This window comes from Flexivirga endophytica (assembly GCF_014640635.1).
Lineage (GTDB): Bacteria > Actinomycetota > Actinomycetes > Actinomycetales > Dermatophilaceae > Flexivirga > Flexivirga endophytica.
In genome coordinates, this window is record NZ_BMHI01000004.1 from 18,148 (window position 1) to 32,962 (window position 14,815).

Here is a 14,815-nt window from a genome sequence, read left to right on the forward strand (position 1 = left end):
AACCAACCCCGAAAGGATTCGCACTCATGCTTCGAACTCATGACGCCGGCACCCTGCGCGCCGCCGACGCCGGACAGACCCTGACCCTTGCCGGCTGGGTGGCCCGACGCCGCGACCACGGCGGCGTGGCCTTCCTCGACCTGCGCGACGCGAGCGGCGTCGTCCAGGTCGTCGCCCGCGACGAGGTGCTCACCGGCGCCGCTCACGGCCTGCGCAACGAATACTGCATCACGGTCACCGGCACGGTGCAGCCGCGCGACGCCAAGGACGTCAACTCCGACCTGCCGACCGGTGAGATCGACGTCGTCGCCGACACGATCGAGGTGCTGAGCGCGTCCGCGCCGCTGCCGTTCCAGATCGACGAGCGCATCAACGTCGGTGAGGAAGCCCGCCTCAAGCACCGCTACCTCGACCTGCGTCGCCCGGCCCAGGGCGGCGCGATCCGGTTGCGTTCCCAGGTGAACGCCGCCGCTCGCACCGTATTGGCCGAGCGCGACTTCGTCGAGATCGAGACGCCGACCCTGACCCGCTCGACCCCGGAGGGCGCTCGCGACTTCCTGGTGCCGGCACGGCTCGCGCCGGGCAGCTGGTACGCCCTGCCGCAGAGCCCGCAGCTGTTCAAGCAGCTGCTGATGGTCGCCGGCATGGAGCGCTACTACCAGATCGCGCGCTGCTACCGAGACGAGGACTTCCGCGCCGACCGGCAGCCGGAGTTCACTCAGCTCGACATCGAGATGAGCTTCGTGGAGCAGTCCGACATCATCGAGCTCGGTGAGTCGATCGCGAAGGCGCTGTGGCAGGTCATCGGGGTCGACATCCCGACGCCGTTCCCGCAGATGACGTATGCCGACGCGATGGCGAAGTACGGTTCGGACAAGCCGGACCTGCGCTTCGACCTCGAACTGACCGAGTGCACAGACCTTTTCAAGGACACGACGTTCCGTGTCTTCCAGGCTCCGTATGTCGGTGCAGTGGTCATGCCTGGTGGTGCATCGCAGCCCCGTCGTCAGCTGGACGCCTGGCAGGAGTGGGCCAAGCAGCGCGGCGCGAAGGGCCTTGCCTACATCCTGGTCAAGGAGGACGGCACCCTCAGCGGACCGGTCGCCAAGAACCTCACCGAGGCCGAGATCGCAGCATTGCCAGGACATGTCGGTGCGAAGCCGGGTGACTGCATCTTCTTCGGCGCAGGCGACGCGAAGTCCTCGCGTGCGCTGCTCGGTGCGGCACGGCTGGAGATCGGCCGCCGCTGCGAGCTGATCGACGAGTCGAAGTGGTCCTTCCTCTGGGTGCTGGACGCGCCGCTGTTCGAGCCCGCCGCCGACGCGGTCGCCTCGGGTGACGTCGCGGTCGGTGCCGGCGCCTGGACCGCTGTGCATCACGCGTTCACCATGCCGAAGAAGGAGTATGTCGACACGTTCGACACCGACCCCGGTGCGGCGTTGGCCTATGCCTACGACATGGTCTGCAACGGCAACGAGATCGGCGGCGGCTCGATCCGTATCCACCGCAAGGACATTCAGGAGCGGGTCTTCAAGGTGATGGGTCTGTCCGAGGAGGAGGCGCAGGAGAAGTTCGGCTTCCTGCTGGACGCCTTCGCCTTCGGCGCGCCGCCGCACGGAGGCATCGCGTTCGGCTGGGACCGCATCTGTGCTCTCCTCGCTGGCACCGACTCGATCCGTGAGGTCATCGCCTTCCCGAAGTCCGGTGGCGGCTACGACCCGTTGACCGCAGCGCCTGCGCCGATCACGCCGGCTCAGCGCAAGGAAGCCGGCGTCGATGCGAAGCCGGAGAAGAAGACCGAGGAGTCCGAGACGGCGGAGTAGCGCGGGCGCAGACTTTCACCGAGTGGCACAGTAAACGCCGAGTGGCACATCTGTAGATGTGCCACTCGGCGTCACGTGTGCGACTCGGCGTCAGTCGAGGCTTGCGGGAAACCGTGCCGAGGCGAGTTGCCTCGAGTGCGCGACGAGGCGGCCGGTGGAGTCCCACACCTCGCAGTCCTCGTTGAGGAGTCCGCCGGCGACGTGAGTCGTGTGCAGTCGCAACTGCAGCCAACCCGGTGCGGGTATGCCGCGCACGTAACCGGTGAACTCCACGGTCGGCACCCAGCCGCTCGATCCGAGGTCGAACGACACGGGCGGGAACGCGTCCAGCACGAGCAGGAGACCGATCGCGTCGATCGGGGCCTCGTCCGCGAGCCGTAGCCATCCGCGCATCTCACCCTCGCCGCTGGGTTCGCCGACGGCCCAGCCGATCGTCGCCGGATCCATTCGGGCGTCGAAGCGCTGGAGGAAGCCCGACTTGGTGAGCGTCGACGGTGGGGCATCACTCGCCGAGAGACACTTGTCCGGTGGCGGGATATCAGGCGCCGCAACGGTTTTCAGCACCGGTTCGGCATACCTGTCGAGGTCGCCGAGTGTCACGAGCGCTCGCGACCGCTCGACGGACCTACCGTCGACGTCTTGCGACACCGTGACCTGCGCGGTGGTCATCGAGCGCCCGGATCGCAGGATCTGTGGCTCGACCAGCACCGGGCCCGCGGTGCCGGGGGAGAGGAACACCCCGGAGAAGCTCAGCGGATCGCGATGCCCGCCGGCCGATTCGCTGGAGCGTGCCGTCGCTGTGGTGGCGAGTGACATCAGCAGACCGCCGTTGACCGCCTCGCCGATCGCCCAGTCGTCGCTGAGTTCGCCGGCCCAGCCGGTCCCGGATTGTTCGAGGCGGAGTGCGTCGCCGAGTTCCGTCATGACGACATCATGACGGAGCGGGTTCCCAGGGTTGTCAGCCGGTGATGGTGACCGGTGCCGACTGGCCGAGGAGGGTTCCGTTTGCGTAGACGGCCGCCGCGCACGTAGTCCATGGCTTACCGAAGACGAGTAGCACTCTGGAACCGCGGATCGTGTTCGCGCCGAGCGTGAACGTGGTGGGGAGCTGCTGGCCGTCGAAGACGAACACCATCGTGGTTCCACTCGGCCAGTTCCCGGACGTGAGAGTGCCTGCCGCCGACGCATGCACGTTGTACGCGCCGTCACCCTCGGACGCGTAATAGGCAGACACACTGCTGAAGATGACCAGGGATGCCGGCGTCGAGGCAGATGCCGCCGGAGCCGCCGCGGCGAACGCGACGACGGGCACGCTCCAGGCCGCCGATCGCAGCACGTTGCGTCTGCCGGCTACGGGTTTGCTCATGGCACCATCCTCTGCTCCGGGAGGGGCGCAGGATCAGCGTCCGACAGAGCAAAGGTAGATCCGGAGGTGCCATCAGTAAGGACAAATTGCAGCCCCGATCACGACGAGGGTTGCAGCCTCCGGCTGGCCCAGGCGCGAGCGACGGTGAAACCGAGCCCTTGGTAAAGGGCACGGGCGCGATCGTTCTCGGCATACATGCCGAGCGTGCAGACCCCGTGTTCGGCGATGGCGCGCCGCGTGAGTCCGGCGGTGACCGTGGCACCCAGTCCGCGGCCGCGCAGTCCCGGATGCACGACGATGCCAGCCAGATGCGGCGCACCACCCGGTGTCAGATGTATGGCGCCGACGGCGACCAGCTCGCCCCTCTCCCGGAGCCCGAGCCACAGGCGGGTGCGACCGCTGCCGGGTTCGGACTCGGCGGACGGGTTGCCGACCTCGTACAGCGCGCTGATCTCAGCGGCATCGTGCACGTCGTCCAACTCGACGAGTGCATCCTCCGCCGCGATCGGGTGCGGCGCGCGCTCGGTCCACATCCAGTCCCAGTCCCCGCCGCCGGTCATCCGTGTTCCGAGCCGGTCCTCGAGCAGGGGCAGGAAGCGTCGCTCGACGCCCAGGCCGTTGACCTCCGGTGGCAGGTCGGCTAGCACGGCATCCAGCAGTGACGGGACGTCGTCGTTCCCGATCAGCGAGACGCCGTGGATGTGCCGCGAGTGCGAATGACGTTGGAAACCCACGGCATCCCCGTAGGCCCAGATGTCCGAGCGGTGCGGACGGGCGAGATCCCAGCGAATGAACGGGTCGTCTGGAAACAGCGTGTGCAGTGCGCTGCCGGGGAGGCGGCGAATCATGGTGTCGGCCACAACGAGGCATGTTCTCGCTTGGCGTTGCGAGTCGCAAGTTCCCCGCAGTGCCAACCCAGTCCAGCCTCCGGTGTTCGTGTCGATGAACTTCAACGATTAGCGTGGCATGCGTGTCCGATGATCTGTTCAGCGCTACCAGTGACGAAGCGTCCGAGGGCGCGAGCACTGCGCCGCTCGCGGTACGGATGCGCCCCCGATCGATCGACGAGGTCCGTGGTCAGGACGACGCGCTGAAACAGGGGAGTCCGTTGCGCCGGCTGATCGAGGGCGCGAAGGGCGCCGCCGGCCCCGTGTCGGCCATCCTCTGGGGCCCGCCCGGGACGGGGAAGACCACCGTCGCACACCTTGTTGCCACGGCGGCGGACCGACGATTCGTGGAGTTGTCGGCGATCAACGCGGGTGTCAAGGACGTGCGTGCGGTCATGGAGCAGGCGACCCGTGACCGCAGCCTTTACGACCGGCAGACCGTGCTGTTCCTGGACGAGATCCACCGTTTCAGCAAGGCGCAGCAGGACGCGCTGCTGCCCGGCGTCGAGAACCGCCTCGTGGTCCTCGTCGCGGCCACGACCGAGAACCCCAGTTTCAGCGTCATCGCACCCTTGCTCTCCCGCTCCATGCTGGTGCGGCTGGAGTCGCTGAACGACGACGACATCGCGGCGCTGCTCGATGACGCCGTCACCGAGTCTCGAGGACTCGCAGGCGAGTTCACCCTCGCCGAGGATGCTCGTGCGCACCTCGTGCGGATGGCGGGCGGCGACGCGCGCCGGTCCCTGACCGCTCTGGAAGCAGCCGCTGGAGTCGCGCAGGACGCCGCTGCGATCGGCGTGGACCCGGTGCCGATCGAGTTGCCGCACGTGGAGCAGGCGATGGCGACCGCTGCGGTGCGTTACGACCGCGCGGGGGACCAGCACTACGACGTCGCCAGTGCGCTCATCAAGTCGATGCGTGGCAGCGACGTCGACGCGGCGCTGCACTACCTCGCACGGATGCTCGAGGCAGGGGAGGATCCACGCTTCATCGCCCGCCGGATCGTGATCAGTGCCAGCGAGGACGTCGGTATGGCGGACCCGACCGCCCTGCAGACTGCCGTCGCAGCCATGCACGCCGTCGCTCAGATCGGTATGCCGGAGGCGCGCATCATCCTCGGTCAGGCAGTGGTGCACAACGCACTCGCTCCGAAGTCGAATGCGGCATATAAGGGCATCAACGCGGCCATCGAGGATGTCCGCGCCGGCCACGGGGGAGCGGTGCCGTCGCACCTGCGCGGTTCGGGGTACGCCGGGGCGGCTGCGCTGGGCCATGGCGACGGTTATCGCTACACCCACGACGAGCCTGCTGGGGTCGGGACACAGCAGTTCCTGCCCGACGATCTGGTCGACGCCGACTATTACCGCCCGACCGACCGCGGCTGGGAGCAGAAGCTCGGCCCCCGATGGCAATCGCTGCGCGCGATCATCCGCGGTGTGGACGGTCCGATGAATTGAAGCCCGCGCGGTGAGCGGTGATGGTAAACAAGTAACGATCTCGTTTCAGGGCCTGTAAATGGCGCACCTGTCAGCGGTTCTCATGGCAGCGTGTGCGAGATCGTCCCGTCGCTTCACCGAATCGGAGTAAACAATGCGTAGGTCGAGCAAGATCGCCGCTGCCGTGGTAATGATGGCCATGCCATTGGCCGCGTGCAGCAGTAGTGGACCGAGCAACAACAACGACAAGTCGGACACGTCCGCGTCCACCCCACGGGCCAAGGTGAAGTCCTCGGCCATGGACGCGTCGGTCAAGGGACCGGCGCCCGACATCGCAGGCGCCAAGAAGGGCGGGACCCTGACCATCACGGACGCCGGGGCACCGCCGACGTTCGACCCGGCCGGCGCCTACTACGAGTTCTCGATGACCATCCTGTCGGAGTTGGTGACCCGTGGGCTGACCGGCTACCAAGTAGACCAGGACGGAAAGTCCACCCTCGTGCCCGACATGGCGCAAGGGCTGGGCAAGGAATCGGCGGACGGCAAGACCTGGACCTTCAAGCTCAAGCCGGGGATGAAGTACAGCAACGGCCAGCCGGTGAAGGCCGCGGACTTCGTCTACGCGATCAAGCGCTCGTTCGACGAGAACCTCGGTGGCCAGGGTCCGGTGCCCTACCTGAAGACCACTTTGGTGGGTGGCGACACCTACAAGGGCCCGTTCAAGGACAAGGGCAAGGACTTCAAGGGCGTCACCTCAAAGGGCGACGACACGGTGATCTTCCATCTGACCCGGAAGTGGCCGACCCTGCCCTACTACCTGGCGTTCCCGGCTGCCAGCCCGGTGCCGCAGTCCGCCGAGAAGAAGTCCACCTACGAGAAGAACCCGTTGGCCACTGGCCCCTACAAGTTCAAGACGTTCAACAAGGGCACGCGCATCGTGCTGGAGAAGAACACGCAGTGGGACGCAAAGTCGGACCCGATCCGGCACCAGTACCCGGACACCATCGACGTGAAGCTGGGCGTCACCGCACTCACCGAGCAGCAGCGGATCTTCGCCAACTCGGGCCCGGGCGCTACGACGCTGGACATCTCCGGTCTCGACGCGGGACTGGAGACCAAGGCCAAGTCGCAGGCGAAGCAGGTCGTCTTCGGCCCGTCGCCGTGTGAGTCCTATCTGCCGCTGAACTCCAAGAAGATCCCGCTCGAGGTCCGCCAGGCGATCGCCGTCGCCTACCCCTATGACCAGACCCGCAAGGCCGGTGGGGAGAGCCGTCTCACCTACGACCCGGCCACCACCTACGCGCCACCGCAGGTGCCCGGTATCAAGCAGTACCCCGCGGTCAACGGTCTGATCGGCAAGGGTTCGGGTGACCCGGCCAAGGCCAAGGCGATGCTGAAGAAGGCGGGCAAGTCCAACTTCGAGCTCTCCTGGTACTACGTGAGTGGTAAGGGCCAGGACGAGGCGGCCAACAACGCGCTGAAGTCGGCGATGCAGAAGGCCGGCTTCAAGGTGAAGGACGTTCCGGTCAGTCAGGCGGAGATCTCGGAGAAGATCAACGACCCGAACGCTCCGCAGAACGTCGGTCAAGGCATCAGCTCCTGGTGCTACGACTGGCCGTCCGGGGACTCGATCTACCCGCAGCTGTTCAGCACGACGACTGCCAAGGACGGTCGTTCGGTCGCGAACCTGCAGGACAAGGCAATCGACCAGGAACTCGACCGGATCAGCGCACTGGACCCGACGGAGGCGGCGCCGGAGTGGCTCGCCTTCGACAAGAAGATGACCAAGCAGGTCATGGGCATCCCGTTGTCCTACTCGAAGGCGAGTTCGGTGTTGGGCAACAAGGTGCACAACGTCGTCCCCGACCCCAACCACGGATTGCCCGATTTCGCGCAGGTCTGGGTGGGCTGAGACATAGCTCACTCAATGTAACGATTGGGTGACCTTCACCAAGTCGTGGTTGTGCGCCGCGTCCGCTGTGGCATCGTTAGTGCGTCGCAGCGGGCGGGGGCACGGCTGAGGGACCACGAAAGAGTCGGCCACGACCAATGATTGGCCGACTTCCAAAACTCGTATGGAGGATCGATGACCGCTGGGCCAGGCGGCGTCAATGAGACGCTGACGGAGGTCGGTCAAGTTCACGGGACCGACGGCGCCACCGCAGTCCTGGGCAAGACGGATCACGGGGATGACGGGGGGCAGCAGAGCAAATCGCCGCGGCAGATCGCCTTCGCTCGGTTGCGCAAGGACCGCATCGCCGTCATCTGCACCGTCATCATCGGGCTGTTCCTGTTGATGGGGATCTTCGCACCGTTGATCGCGGGCATCGAGGGCCAGAACCCCACCGACCCGCACTTCGACCTCATCGGTGACGACAACCTGCCGACCTTCTACACCAGTGGCGACCATTGGCTCGGCCTCACGGCCAACTCCGGGTATGACGTCTTCGCCCGGTTCGTCTACGGCATCCGGCCTTCCTTCGCCATTGCGCTGATCGTCACCATCGTCACCACCATCATCGGTGTGCTGCTCGGTCTGGTTGCGGGCTTCTTCGGTGGCTGGATCGACCGGGTCATCGGCTGGCTGGTCGACTTCGTCCTCTCGCTGCCGTTCCTGCTCTTCGCGATCGCGCTGGTGCCGATCATGACGACCTACCTGGTGCCCGGCGGGCAGCCGACCTCCAGCGAGGTGCAGAAGATCCGCATCTTCGCGGTCTTCATCGCCTTGATCTTCTTCGGCTGGGCGGGGCTGTGCCGCCTCATCCGAGGCGAGGTTCTGGCGCTGCGTGAGCGCGAGTTCGTGCAAGCCGCACGGTCACTCGGAGCACCGACCAAGCGCATCCTCTTCAAGGAGATGCTGCCCAATCTGACCAGCGTCATCCTGGTGGCCTTCACCACCTCGCTGCCTGCCTGGATCGGTGCGGAGGCCGGACTGTCCTACCTCGGTGTCGGCATCAGCCTGCCGACGGCCGACTGGGGCCTGGACATCGCTCTCGGCCAGCAGCAGATGCAGGCATTCCCGCTGCCGATGCTGGTCCCACTCGTCGGCCTGCTCATCCTGGTGCTCTGTCTGAGCCTGCTGGGCGATGCGGTGTCGGACGCGTTCAACCCCAACACCCGGCGCTGATCGCGACCGACACACCACAACGCACTTCACACACTCTTTCCGGGCTGTGCCGGGAAGTAACGAAAAAGGGAGAATGACAAATGCGCTGGACGAAATTGGCTGCGCTGAGCGCCGCCGGCGTCACTGCGGTCTCGTTGGCTGCGTGCAGCAGCGGAGGCCCGTCGGGCAGCGGCGGCAGCGGCAGCGGAAACGGCAATGGCAACAACACCGCCGCCGCGAAGCAGTCCGAAGCTGCGGTCGCCGCAACCAACCCGGACCTGAAGGCTCCGGCGCCGGAGGTCAAGGGCGCCAAGAAGGGTGGCACGCTCTACATCGACGACCACTCGAACCCGCCCACCATGGACCCCGCCGGCATCTACTACGTCGACTCGAACGCGTTCGCGACGCAGTACATGTACCGCACGCTGACGCAGTTCCAGATCGTCAAGGGCAAGCCGGTGCTGGTGCCGGACATGGCCGAGGGCGTCGGCAAGCAGTCCGCGGACGGGCTGACCTGGACCTTCAAGATCCGCAAGGGTCTGAAGTACTCCGACGGTTCGCCGGTCAAGATCGAGGACTTCGTCTACGGCCTGAAACGCTCCTTCGCCAAGGAGAGCGTTGCGCTCAACGGCACCGACTACCAGCGCCAGTTCTTGGTGGGCGGCAAGGACTACAAGGGTCCCTACAAGCAGCCCAACGCCGACTTCAAGGGTGTGACGACCAAGGGTGACGACACCCTGGTGTTCCACCTGGTCAAGAAGTTGCCGTCGTTCAACTACTTCGCCTCGTTCCCGGAGTTCACCCCGGTCCCCAAGGCCAAGGACACCAAGGGCGACTACCAGAAGCACCCGCTGACCACCGGCCCCTACAAGGTCGACTCCTACAACATCGGCTCCAAGCTGACGCTGTCGCGCAACACGAACTGGGACCCCAAGACCGACCCGGTGCGGCACGCCTACCCGGACAAGGTGCAGATCAACCTGGCGATCACCGACCTCGGTTCCCAGCAGCGCATCCTGGCCAACAGCGGCACCGGCACCAACACGGTGAACATCGGCGAGATCGACGCATCGCTGGAGTCCAAGGTGACCGGCGCGCAGAAGGACCAGTTCGCACTCGGCCCGTCGTCGTGTGAGTACTACGTCAACCTCGACGTCAACAAGATCCCGTTGGAGGTGCGCAAGGCGGTCGGTTACGCCTACCCCTTCAACCAGATCCGCAAGGCCGCCGGGCTCTCGAAGCTGAACTACCAGCCGGCGACCACGTATGCCGCGCCCAGCCTGCAGGGTTACAAGAAGTACGACCCGCTGCCGTACGCCACTGGTCAGGGCAATGGTGACCCGGCCAAGGCCAAGGCGATCTTGAAGAAGGCCGGCAAGGTCGGCTTCGAGCTGAAGTACTACTACACCGGTGACGACCCCTCGGCGGTCGCTGCCAACACTGCGAAGAAGAACGGCCTGATCAAGGCCGGCTTCAAGGTCAAGGACATCCCGGTGCCCAAGGCCGAGCGCACCAAGAAGATCGCCGACCCGAAGGCGCCGGTCAACATGAGCCAGGGCACGCCGGGCTGGTGCTACGACTGGCCGACCGGTGACTCGGTCTACCCGGTGCTCTTCAGCGGCGAGGGCATCCCGGACGGCACCACCGTGGGTCAGTTCAAGAACGCCACGGTGAACGCCGAGATGGACAAGATCAGCAAGATGGACCCGGAGAAGGCTGCTCCCGAGTGGGCCAAGCTGGACCAGGAGATCATGACGAAGTACGTGCCCGGCCTGCCGGACTACTACTCGATGAACACCGCGACGTTCGGCAAGAACGTCCAGAACGTCACGCTGAACCCGATCATCAGCATGCCCAACTTGTCCCAGCTCTGGGTCAAGCAGTGAGCTGACGGACGACGTCAAATTCACCGGTGACCGGAGCGGGGAGCATCGTCTCCTCCGCTCCGGTCACCGGCGGGTCACCATCTTTCTAGGAGCCACCACGTGATCGTCTACATCGCCCGACGGTTGCTGCTCGCAATCTCGGTGCTGTTCGCGACAATCGTGCTGACCTTCGGCCTCTTCTTCACCGGACCGGCCAAGGACGGCGTCGCATATCAGATTTGCGGCACGAAGTGCACCAATCAGAAGGTGCACGACATCAACCACAGCCTCGGCCTCGACAAGCCTGTCGTGGAGCAGTTCGGCACTTACGTCAAGGGTCTTGTCGCCGGTCGCGACATCACCAACGACGGTCAGGTCACCGGTCACTGTGACGCGCCGTGCCTGGGTTGGTCCTACGTGCAGAGCCAGTCGGTGACCGACCAGGTCAAACAGGTCATGCCGGTCACCTTCGCCATCGTGTTCGGGGGGATGTTCATCTACATCCCGCTCGGCCTGCTGCTCGGCGTGGTCTGTGGACGCAACCGTGGTTCACCCCTGGACCGCTTCCTGGTCGGCGCCTCTCAGCTCATCAGTGCGACGCCCTACTACGCGATCGCGCTCCTGCTGAACCTCTACCTGATCTTCACCTGGAAGGTCCTGCCCGCCACCGGCTACACGCCGTTGACGGAATCTCCGGGAACCTGGTTCAAGGGCTTCATCGCCATCTGGGTCATCTTCGGACTGTTCGCCTCGATGACTTACGTGCGCTATGTGCGTGCCTTCATGATCAACACGCTGTCCAGCGACTTCGTGCGCACGGCACGGTCCAAGGGCATTTCGGAGCGGACGGTGGTGTGGCGGCACGCGTTGCGCGCCACGATCGCGCCCTACCTGACGTTGATCGGTGTCGAGGTGGCCCTGCAGTTGTCCGGATCCATCTTCACCGAGCAGGTGTTCAATGTTCGTGGGATCGGTCGACTCGGACTCGACGCCATCAGCACCAACGACCTGCCGGTGATCGCCGGCACCGTGCTGGTGGGCGCGACGTTCATCGTCCTCGGAAACCTGCTCGTTGATCTCCTCTACGTTGCCGTCGACCCGACAGTGAAGCTGACATGACCCAGACAACAACGCCCCCGGCCGGTGAGCCGGGCACCCAGCGACGCCCACCGCTCGATCCCAACGCCCCGGTAGTCCTCACCGTCGAGGACCTCAAGGTTCAGTTCCCGACCGAAGAGGGCCTGATCAGCGCGGTCAACGGTGTCTCCTACCAAGTGAAGGCCGGCCAGACATTGGCCATCGTCGGTGAGTCCGGCTCCGGGAAGAGCGTCTCGTCCATGGCGATCATGGGCCTGCACGACCCGAAGCGCAGCCGGATCGGCGGTTCGATCAAGCTGGACGGTCAGGAGCTCGTCGGCGCCTCGCAGGCGGAGTTCCGCAAGCTTCGCAGCGCGACAGCAGCGATGATCTTCCAGGACCCACAGTCCTCGCTGCACCCCTTCAAGAAGGTCGGGGCGCAGATCGCGGAGGCATACCTGGCGCATCACAAGGTCTCCAAGTCGGTGGCTGCCAAGCGTGCGGTCGAGATGCTGGACCGGGTGGGTGTGCCGAACCCGGACCGACGGGCCAAGCAGTATCCGTTCGAGTTCTCCGGCGGTATGCGCCAGCGCGCCATGATCGGCCTGGGGTTGGTCAACGACCCGAAGCTGCTCATCGCCGACGAGCCGACCACCGCGCTGGACGTCACGGTGCAGGCCCAGATCCTGGACCTGATGAACGACCTGCAGCGCGAGTTCGGGTCGGCGATCATCATGATCACCCACGACCTGGCGGTCGTTGCCGAGGTCGCTGACCACGTGCTGGTGATGTATGCCGGGCGCAGCGTCGAGCACGGCACGGCACAACAGGTGTTGGCCAACCCGCGGATGCCCTACACGTGGGGTCTGCTCAGCTCGGTGCCGTCGCTGACCGCGGATGTGGGTTCGGACCTCAAGCCGATCCCGGGCAATCCGCCGAGCCTGCTCAACCTGCCCGGCGGCTGCTCGTTCCGGCCACGCTGTGCGTATTCGGACCGCGTGCCGGACAACCGGTGCGCGACCGAGCTGCCGGAGTTCCTCGAGGTGCCGGGCGAGCCGGGACGACTCAGCCGCTGCCACCTGGCAGACCCTGCCGCGATCTTCGCCGATGAAGTCGCCCCCAACCTGGAGTGATCGATGACTGACAACACCACTGACGCCGTCGAAGGTGCGGGCGCCATCGACATCAGCAAGCGGGCCGAAGAGTCCGTCGTGCACGAGTCGCAGCGTGACCGCGAGGTTCTGCTGACGGTCAAGGACCTGGCCAAACACTTCCCGGTCAAGGAATACAGCGGCCTCTTTCCCAAGACCCTGCAGACGCGAGCGGTCGACGGAGTGAGCTTCGACCTGGCCAAGGGCGAGACCCTCGGGCTCGTCGGGGAGTCCGGCTGTGGCAAGACGACCACCGGTCGGCTGGTGACGCGGCTGCTGGAGCCGACATCAGGCTCGATCGAGTTCGAGGGACGCGAGATCGCGCACCTGAAGGAGAAAGCGCTGCGGCCGATGCGGCGCGACATCCAGATGATCTTCCAGGACCCCTACGGGTCTTTGAACCCGCGGTTCACCGTGTCGAAGATCATCGGTGCGCCCTTGGAGATCCACGGACTGGTCCCGAAGGACAAGATCAAGGCCCGTGTCCAGGAACTGCTGGAGATCGTCGGTCTGAACCCCGAGCACGTCAACCGCTACCCGAACGAATTCTCCGGCGGTCAGCGCCAGCGCATCGGGATCGCCCGCGCGCTGGCGGTGGAGCCGAAGGTCGTGGTGGCGGACGAGCCGGTCTCCGCGCTGGACGTGTCGATCCAGGCACAGGTCATGAACCTCATGAGCCAGCTGCGGCGGGACCTCGGCATCGCGTTCGTGTTCATCGCGCACGACCTGGGCATCGTGCGGCACTTCTGTGACCGCATTGCGGTGATGTACCTGGGCAAGATCGTCGAGGTGGGTGACCGCGAGGACATCTACGAGAAGCCCCAGCATCCCTACACCCAGGCGCTGCTTTCCGCGGCGCCGGACCTCAACGTCGTGCGTGGCGCGGTGCCGAACGAGCGGATCCGGTTGATCGGCGACGTGCCGAGTCCGATCGACCCGCCGAGCGGTTGTCGGTTCCGGACCCGTTGCTGGAAGGCACAGGAGATCTGTGCTGCGGAGGAGCCGCCGCTGGATCCCGAGGACGGCAAGCCGAGTCACACCATCGCCTGCCACTTCCCCGAGGTGAAGACCAACCTGGTCGCCGAGGCGGATGCCTCCTGACCTACCCATCAGTTCGTCGCCGGGCCCGTGCCACTCCTGAGTGGCACGGGCCCGGCGTCGCCATGGGGCCGGTTTCGCTAGGCTGGAGCCCAATCATGGAACGAGACCTGTAATGAGCACCCCACGAAGTTTCTCCCCCGCTCCGTCACCCCACGAAGTTCTCCCCCGCTCCGCTCCTCCGATACTTCGCGGGTGCCCCGACACCCTCCTCCGAATACTTCGCGAGGACCCCGCATGAATGTGTCCCTCGGGGACGTCGCCGGGATGATCGCCGCGTTGGCGTTCGTCGTTCTCGTGCTGCGCCTGGGCTCGGTCGTGGGGAAGGCGGGCAAGGTTCTCGACGAGACCCGTGCCGGTGTCCGCGAGATCACCGACGAGACCGTGCCGTTGTTGCGCGAGGTCACCGACACCGTTGCCGCGACGAGTCAGCAGCTGTCGCGCCTGGACACCATCTCCTCCAACGTCGCGACGATGACCACCAACGTGAGCGCGCTGACGTCGGTGGCGACCGCGACAGTCGGTCGGCCGCTGATCAAGATCGCGGCGTTCTCCTACGGGGTGCGTTCCGCGGTGGAGTCCCGGCGCCTGAAGCCGGTCAACAAGGGCGGTGACGGCTCATGAAGTGGTTGCTGCCGGTGACGGTCGCCGCGATGGGCGTCGCGTTCGCGAGTCGACGTGGCACGCGTGAGGAGGCCGCGCGCTTCCGCGACGACGTGCGGCACGGCATGGGTGCCCGCGAGGCGCAGCTGCGCGAGGTGCTGGCGATGGACACCCACCTCACCCTGCCCGGTGAGCGGGTCGCCGATGGCCGGGACACCGACGCGCGAGCTATCGAGGGCCGGTAAGGCCCCGCTTCCGACCCGACCTGTGTTCTTTGGCTCGACTCCTCGCGGCCGACTCGCGCGTCATGCTCGCGTAGACGCGCGACCCGACCGGTCGCCCGTCTCGCGTTGCACCCAGGTGCAGCGCCGTCGCCGTGCGAGACTCGAGCCGCACTTTGCTA

13 protein-coding genes are annotated in these 14,815 nt (G+C 65.8%); 10 read left to right on the forward strand and 3 right to left on the reverse strand.

Annotation, left to right across the window (positions count from 1 at the left end; genetic code table 11):
• The first annotated feature begins 26 nt into the window (after nt 1-26).
• Nucleotides 27-1,823 carry an aspartate--tRNA ligase gene (gene aspS, locus IEX71_RS12105; RefSeq protein WP_188837310.1) on the forward strand — a complete coding sequence of 599 codons (1,797 nt, stop codon included), beginning with the start codon at nt 27-29 and terminating at the stop codon, nt 1,821-1,823.
• 90 nt (nt 1,824-1,913) lie between these two features.
• Here the strand turns inward: aspS and IEX71_RS12110 are convergent, their stop codons facing one another.
• The 3 genes from IEX71_RS12110 to IEX71_RS12120 form a co-directional block, all read right to left on the reverse strand.
• On the reverse strand, nt 1,914-2,747 hold the full coding sequence (locus IEX71_RS12110) for a thioesterase family protein (RefSeq protein ID WP_188837311.1): 834 nt from the start codon (nt 2,745-2,747) through the stop codon (nt 1,914-1,916).
• Nucleotides 2,748-2,781: 34 nt separating this feature from the next.
• Nucleotides 2,782-3,189 carry a hypothetical protein gene (locus IEX71_RS12115; RefSeq protein WP_188837312.1) on the reverse strand — a complete coding sequence of 136 codons (408 nt, stop codon included), beginning with the start codon at nt 3,187-3,189 and terminating at the stop codon, nt 2,782-2,784.
• Between the two features lie 98 nt (nt 3,190-3,287).
• Nucleotides 3,288-4,049: a GNAT family N-acetyltransferase gene (locus IEX71_RS12120; protein ID WP_188837313.1), complete on the reverse strand. Its 762-nt coding sequence runs from the start codon at nt 4,047-4,049 to the stop codon at nt 3,288-3,290.
• A 110-nt stretch (nt 4,050-4,159) separates the two neighbouring features.
• Here IEX71_RS12120 and IEX71_RS12125 point away from each other — a divergent pair, with 110 nt between their 5' ends.
• From IEX71_RS12125 to IEX71_RS12165, 9 genes are all read left to right on the forward strand, one after another.
• Complete coding sequence (locus IEX71_RS12125) at nt 4,160-5,533, forward strand: replication-associated recombination protein A (RefSeq protein WP_229749685.1); 1,374 nt, start codon at nt 4,160-4,162, stop codon at nt 5,531-5,533.
• A 133-nt stretch (nt 5,534-5,666) separates the two neighbouring features.
• Nucleotides 5,667-7,424 (forward strand): ABC transporter substrate-binding protein, encoded by a 1,758-nt coding sequence (locus IEX71_RS12130; RefSeq protein WP_188837314.1) that lies wholly within the window; start codon nt 5,667-5,669, stop codon nt 7,422-7,424.
• 174 nt (nt 7,425-7,598) lie between these two features.
• Nucleotides 7,599-8,639 (forward strand): ABC transporter permease, encoded by a 1,041-nt coding sequence (locus tag IEX71_RS12135; protein WP_188837315.1) that lies wholly within the window; start codon nt 7,599-7,601, stop codon nt 8,637-8,639.
• 80 nt (nt 8,640-8,719) lie between these two features.
• Nucleotides 8,720-10,504 (forward strand): ABC transporter substrate-binding protein, encoded by a 1,785-nt coding sequence (locus IEX71_RS12140; RefSeq protein WP_188837316.1) that lies wholly within the window; start codon nt 8,720-8,722, stop codon nt 10,502-10,504.
• Nucleotides 10,505-10,603: 99 nt separating this feature from the next.
• Complete coding sequence (locus IEX71_RS12145; protein ID WP_188837317.1) at nt 10,604-11,602, forward strand: ABC transporter permease; 999 nt, start codon at nt 10,604-10,606, stop codon at nt 11,600-11,602.
• Nucleotides 11,599-12,693, forward strand: a complete 1,095-nt coding sequence (locus IEX71_RS12150) for an ABC transporter ATP-binding protein (RefSeq protein ID WP_188837318.1) — start codon at nt 11,599-11,601, stop codon at nt 12,691-12,693. The genes IEX71_RS12145 and IEX71_RS12150 overlap by 4 nt, the downstream gene beginning before the upstream one ends.
• Nucleotides 12,694-12,696: 3 nt before the next feature.
• Nucleotides 12,697-13,812: an ABC transporter ATP-binding protein gene (locus tag IEX71_RS12155; protein WP_188837319.1), complete on the forward strand. Its 1,116-nt coding sequence runs from the start codon at nt 12,697-12,699 to the stop codon at nt 13,810-13,812.
• A gap of 240 nt (nt 13,813-14,052) precedes the next feature.
• Complete coding sequence (locus IEX71_RS12160) at nt 14,053-14,433, forward strand: DUF948 domain-containing protein (RefSeq protein ID WP_188837879.1); 381 nt, start codon at nt 14,053-14,055, stop codon at nt 14,431-14,433.
• Nucleotides 14,430-14,657: a hypothetical protein gene (locus IEX71_RS12165; RefSeq protein ID WP_188837320.1), complete on the forward strand. Its 228-nt coding sequence runs from the start codon at nt 14,430-14,432 to the stop codon at nt 14,655-14,657. The genes IEX71_RS12160 and IEX71_RS12165 overlap by 4 nt, the downstream gene beginning before the upstream one ends.
• Nucleotides 14,658-14,815 lie beyond the last annotated feature (158 nt).